The sequence below is a fragment of the Sulfolobus sp. B1 genome, from assembly GCF_007050195.1.
Classification (GTDB): domain Archaea; phylum Thermoproteota; class Thermoprotei_A; order Sulfolobales; family Sulfolobaceae; genus Saccharolobus.
Genome location: NZ_QIMI01000102.1, coordinates 1 through 6,039, shown reverse-complemented (window position 1 = coordinate 6,039; position 6,039 = coordinate 1). Strand labels below are relative to the sequence as shown.

5 protein-coding genes and 1 pseudogene are annotated in these 6,039 nt (G+C 35.3%); 3 read left to right on the top strand and 3 right to left on the bottom strand.

Going from position 1 to position 6,039, the window contains the following annotated elements; all coding sequences use genetic code 11:
• Positions 1-142: 142 nt before the first annotated feature.
• The gene (locus DMP16_RS07275) at positions 143-1,546 is read right to left on the bottom strand and encodes an APC family permease (protein WP_143577033.1); all 1,404 of its coding nucleotides are present in this window, start codon (positions 1,544-1,546) and stop codon (positions 143-145) included.
• A 105-nt stretch (positions 1,547-1,651) separates the two neighbouring features.
• Positions 1,652-2,254 (bottom strand): helix-turn-helix domain-containing protein, encoded by a 603-nt coding sequence (locus tag DMP16_RS07270; RefSeq protein ID WP_069284262.1) that lies wholly within the window; start codon positions 2,252-2,254, stop codon positions 1,652-1,654.
• 161 nt (positions 2,255-2,415) lie between these two features.
• Here DMP16_RS07270 and DMP16_RS07265 point away from each other — a divergent pair, with 161 nt between their 5' ends.
• The 3 genes from DMP16_RS07265 to DMP16_RS07255 are packed head-to-tail and all read left to right on the top strand — an operon-like array spanning position 2,416 to position 5,701.
• The gene (locus DMP16_RS07265; RefSeq protein ID WP_069284261.1) at positions 2,416-3,660 is read left to right on the top strand and encodes an FAD-binding oxidoreductase; all 1,245 of its coding nucleotides are present in this window, start codon (positions 2,416-2,418) and stop codon (positions 3,658-3,660) included.
• On the top strand, positions 3,657-4,547 hold the full coding sequence (locus DMP16_RS07260; protein WP_143577032.1) for a DUF1177 domain-containing protein: 891 nt from the start codon (positions 3,657-3,659) through the stop codon (positions 4,545-4,547). The genes DMP16_RS07265 and DMP16_RS07260 overlap by 4 nt, the downstream gene beginning before the upstream one ends.
• On the top strand, positions 4,544-5,701 hold the full coding sequence (locus tag DMP16_RS07255; RefSeq protein WP_069284259.1) for a M20 family metallopeptidase: 1,158 nt from the start codon (positions 4,544-4,546) through the stop codon (positions 5,699-5,701). Before DMP16_RS07260 ends, DMP16_RS07255 begins: the two co-directional genes overlap by 4 nt.
• An 80-nt stretch (positions 5,702-5,781) precedes the next feature.
• Here DMP16_RS07255 and DMP16_RS07250 read toward each other — a convergent pair.
• Positions 5,782-6,039: pseudogene (locus tag DMP16_RS07250) on the bottom strand (ATP-binding protein); the annotation flags it as partial.

The following is a 6,039-nucleotide window of genomic DNA, read 5'->3' as shown; positions in this document are numbered from 1 at the left end:
AGTTTTAGAAGTATCTAACAAATCTAATTTCATAATAATCAAGATGGGTATAAGTTCTTGCAGACTCATTATCAGCTCTTTCTCCTAATCGTTAAATAAAGCTGATCTCCTTCCCACCCTAATTAGGCTTATCTTTTATTTGTCATAAACTGAAATCACCGAACTTCTTCATAATCTCGGGGTTCTTTTTCTTTAATATATAGTACACTAGACCGTGTATAAATAGTACAGCCCAAGCTAAATAAACTGCGATATTTAATGGAAAGGCTGGAGCTGGATAAGTTCCAAAGTATATCGTCAAAATATATACTAATGCCGATATTATAGGAACTACGATATGTTTTAACAAGTTTAATTTCTCTTTCATACTAATTTTATACTTCATCAATCCAATTGCTGCGAACAAATGACCGAATGCTACATAGAATGATCCAAAAGTGATGAGGAATATACTAGCCTCAAGTGGACCTAATATATAACCGCTAATTAAGCTTAAGGTTCCGGCAATTGCGCCTATTAGTATTATCGCATTTCCCGGTACACCATACTTATTTATTTTAGAGAAGGTCTTAGGATAGAGGACGTTATCCCGTGACATACCATAGACCATTCTACTTGCACTTGTCGCAAAGGCGATAGTTGATGAGTTGAACATAAACGCTACCAATACAATGAGAAGTATTACAACTGCTGTAGGAAAGTATTTACTATAAATTATTATCATAGGATCTGGTAAACTAGCGTAATCAAACATTTTATCAACTCCATATACGACAGTTTGAGCGTAAGCATTTAGTATAAGTCCAAAACCCAATAATAAAAATTCTATTAATAACGCTTTAGGTAAAGTCTTTTTAGGTATCTTTGCTTCCTCAGCTACTCCTATTGGTGTGGTAGCACCTCCAAAGGTCGTTATCCCAAATATCATTGAAGTTAAGATTAGAACCCAGTTTCCATTAACCGGTTGGGCTGTAAATGTTGATAGGGTATTTTTACTTCCCGCAATCACTATTAAGATAATGGATGTGATAACTAAGAAAATTATTGAAATTAAACCTATTATTAAATTTATCATTCCACCTGGCTTAACTCCAAGATACATAATCATTGTAGTTTCCACTGTGACTATTATTGCTATAACTGCCCATAACCAAGGCATAGTGGTCTGTATTGAGGGATAGACTAGGTAAAGAAATGATGCTACTCCTAATATTCCAAACCCTGCTGCACCTGCAACCAAATATTGGTAAATGTATCCATACCCAACCATGAATGAGGCTAAACTACTGTTTAATCCTTTCTTTATCATTGCCACGTAGCCATAGGAAGCTGCTATATTTTTACTCCACTCATAGACTACTACTAAAGTAGTTGCATAAATTAAATAGGAGAGTATAGTGACTAAAGGCATTGATCCACCTGCCAAACCAGCTATACCTACAAAATATAACGTAGCTACTGCAATAGGTGCATTTGCTGCTATTCCATAACTAGCAACTAGCCATGTACCTAAAACGTCCCTCTTTAATCCTTTTCTTTCGTCCATATGTTTAGTTTTTAAGAAAAGATATTTATTTTTTATCTTTCTTTTATTAATGGAAAAATTAACGTTTTGGTGTTTAACTATGTTAAAGGTGAACTTTTTATACAGTCAAAAAGAGGATAAAACGATCTTATTTAACGCATTCCTTAAATGATATAAGAAATCTTGTTTAGAAATTCCTAAAACTTCAGCTACATCCTTAGCTTTTACTTTTCTAGGATAATCTAAATAACCCATCATCATTGCGGTCCTTAACACGTTCATCTCCTTCTCAGTTAGTCTATTTCCTAGGATATCATTTATCCCTACTTTCTTGACTTGTATAGGGTTTATTTTAAACTTCTCGTTAAAATCATCTAAAACCTTTTTGTTAGTAACTACTAAATTCCACGTCTCAGTATTTCTCTCAACCACGTTCTCATAAGATAAGACCTTATCACTCAACTCTAAAATCTTTCCAGATATACTATTGCTCCTATCTTCAACAAATTCTATTAAATAACCATCACCAAGCTTTCTGAACTTAATAATTTCATAAACGTTATCCGCATTTTCTAAGTTTTTGACCAAATTTATTGGAGATGCTATTATAACTCTGACTTTCTTGGAATTATACTCATCAATTTTAATGGTCTTAACTTTAATGTTAACACTTTCTGTCCAACATCCTTCGTGCATTATTGTAAACTTAACGTTATATAATGTTTTCATTCCTATATTGAACTGTTGCTTATACTATTTAAGAATTACTATGTTAGTGCTTTAACATTTTTTAGAAAATATATCCATGTTGATGTGTCACATTTAGAAACTTTTCCCCTTTTACACTGTCAAAGATCACACTTTAATATATATTCTACGTAAATATTCTCATGGAAGTTGAGATCGCTATTAAGGCTTTTGAAAAGGAGTTCGGTAAAAAATTTATTACTGACAATAAAATTCTGGAAGAAGAGTCTAGGGCTCCTTATTTAGTTTCTCCAATTTTGTCAAAAATGGGTAAAAAAGTAATAGGAGTCATTATGGCAGAGGATGAGGATGACATATCTAATGCCGTAAGGCTATGTGATATATATCGTATACCACTATTAGCTAGGGGAGCTGGGACTAGTACTATAGGACAAGTCTTACCTATTTCACCTTCTACCATAGTGTTAGATATTAACAAAATGAAGGAAGTAATAGAGCTAGATGATAATTGGGTAAGAGTAACTCCTAGTGTGAAAGTATTGAAGGCATTACAGTACTTGAGAAAGAGGGGAAAAGAGTTGAGAGTTTATCCCAGTAGTTTTTACATATCCACCTTGGGAGGATATATAGCTGGAGGAGACGTAGGAATAGGCTCATTTCAATATGGCTATCACTTCGATAATGGAGGAATAAATTCGATAAAAGTTATAGGACCTACTGGAAAATATGAGCTAAAAGGTAAGGATACCTTAGCAATAGCCCAAGCTGCAGGAACAACTGGTATAATTTCCTCAGCGGAATTGGCAATAGTAGATTACGAGGACTGGAAGGATCAACTAATAACCTTCAATGATGTAGAAGAAGTCTCAAAGTACTTGAAGAAAATGGGAGAGTATAGAGATAAGATTAGGAGAATTACGATAGAAGATAAGGGGGCACTTTCACTGGTAGCTAAAGATAGGTTAGATAAGATAGGTGAATGGAACGTAATAGTTGCGAGTACTTTAAGCTTAGGAGAGGAGGTCAACATGAGGTTTTTAGATGAATTAGCATTTGCAGCAATTTACGTTACAATGAGTAGATTAACTAGTTTTAAAGAGTACTTCTACGAGGTTAGATTGTTACCCTTAGAGAGCTTCTCTAGAATCGTAAAGCAGGTCAAGGAGGCTTTGGGCAGTAAAGTCTTGATTCATGGGGATGTGATGACTTTGAGAGGAGAGATAATAATTTACACCGTATTTATATCTGATAAGAGTAATTTCGACGTAATCGACAACATAATGTTAAAGGAAGGGATTCCATTTGAAATTCATTCTATAGAAGTAAATTATAGGGTAGATGAGGAGTTCAGATTGGACTTAATGAAGAAGTTCAAGAAGATGATAGACCCTCATAACATACTAAATCCGGGGAAGCTGATAGTATGATGCTGAAGACGTTAATGGAAGTAATTGACATTTTAGAGTCTAAAGATCCAGTAGATAAGATTAGAGAGAAATTGAAGGGAAGGATAGATCACTACGAGGAGAAACAATTAGGCAAGGTCACTTACATAAAGTGCCTATATAAGGGTAAAAAAGGGAGGGAGAGAGTGGAAATCTTAGGTAGGTTAGGGGCAATACAGATGAGCCAAGAGAAGGGTTTAGTATCTGATGCCGATGGGGCAATAATAAGCTTAACAGTCCTATTCGAATTACTAAATCTAAGGGAAAAGGGAATTGAATTAGACATTGATGTCTCGTTCGTGACAAACATATCTTTAGATGCTAAGTTGATTCCTCATGAGCCCTTTAACTTCATGGTACCATTAGTAGTCTTAGATGAAGCCCTAAAAGAGGAGGTAGATAATGAGGCTAATCTGATATTATCTATAGACTCAACAAAGGGAAATAGGATAGCTAAGTATGATGATTTCGCCATAACCCATGTGATAAAAGATGGATATATTCTGAAGGTAAAGGACGATTTAATAGACATTTATAATAGGGTTACTGGGCATGAGGTATATTTCGTCCCCTTAACCACAGGGGACTTGACTCCAATGGAATATAACGTTTATCACATAAGTACGTTAGTCTCACCTTGGCTATATTCTAGTTCTCCTCTAATAGGAATTGCTACTGTGTCAAAACAAGTTATTCCGGGTTATGTAACCGGTGTTTTAAATATTGAAATGTTAGAACACGCTTCTAGGTTTTGCTTAGAAGTACTTAAATATGTAGAGAAGGGAGGAAGAGTTTACGAGGAGAGTGAATTAAAAGAGTTGAAGGAAAAGTTAGGAGAGTCAAACCTTATGAGGTTGAAGAAGAGTTGAAGACTTTAGAGGTAAAGATTTTAGAGGATTTAGTCTCATTTAGGACAGTTAACCCTCCTGGAAGAGAATATGATAGGATGGCTTCATATCTAAAAGATCTTCTAGAAAACATAGGTTTTAAAGTAGAATTAATTGAAATTCCAGAAGAATTTTTAGAAAAACATTATATTTATTCTCCTTTACATAGAGGTCACAAGAGAGTTATAATTTACGCTAGAAATGATGAAAATCCAATACTACACTTCAACGCACATTATGATGTAGTACCTCCAGGTAATGGATGGGAGAGTGACCCCTTTAAGATGAAGGTAGTCAATGGCGTAGCATACGGTAGGGGGGTCTCTGACATGAAGGGTGGTATTGTAAGTATTTATCAAGCCCTCTCTATAAATAACGATATTCCCATGGAAATATCCTTTGTGCCTGATGAAGAAAGTGGTGGAATAGGTTCTAAGTTTTTAACAGAAAATAGAGGGATAAGAGCTAAATACACTATCATAGCTGAGCCAAGCTTTCCTAATATATACGTTGGACATTATGGTATCATCAGAGGTTTGATTAAGGTTAAGGGTAAACAAGTCCACGCTAGTATGTCCCATGAAGGAAAAAACGCTTTTATATTAGCCTCTAAACTGGCTTTAACTATAGATGAGGAGTATAGGAAAGTAATTAAAAGTAAAGAAGTCAAGGATTTTCCTTTGTCCTTAAACTTAGGAGGATATACTATTAACTCCAGTGAGAGTGACGGTATTGTGCCAGGGGAATTTTCATTTAGCTTTTATAGAACTACATTGCCTAATGAAGAGAATGTTGAAGAGGAGATAAAGGAAACAGTTAGAGATATCGCTAAGAGGTTAAACGTTGAGTATGAGATGAACGTGAAATCATTTGTTAAGGGCTACGAGTTAAACAAAGATTCTAAATTAGTGAAACTAGCTGAGGACTGTGTTCTAAGAAAAATAGGAGTGAATCCTCAAAAATTAGTTTCGGCAATAAGGTTTGACGCTATCTTCTTCAGCAAGTTTTCTGAAGTCATAAATATAGGACCCGGTAAAGAGGCTCATAACCCTAACGAGTCTATTGAACTAAAGAACATTCATAAGGTAAGTGAGATTTATGAATGTATTATGAATGATCTGAGGAATGAGACATAATTCCGAATCGATGGGTGGAACTGATGAACCGCTGAAGGGGATTCTCGTCCTTTAGGACTAACAATAAACCAGTAAGAAATTTATACTAAGTTGTCTTCGCCCAGCAACCACTTCCACATTGGTATAGCCTTAATGCCTTTTATCTCATCCTCATAGTCCCATGTTATTATCGTCGCGTTGTCAACCTTGAGCTCAGACTTAGCCTCAATGATTGCCTCAACTTCCCTATCCTCCACCTTATCGGTAGCATACGTCACTTGAATTAGAGTTATGGGATTGAAGTTCTTAGCTACTACAAAATCCACATCTCTCTTTCCCCTCCAGTAAAACACTTCTCT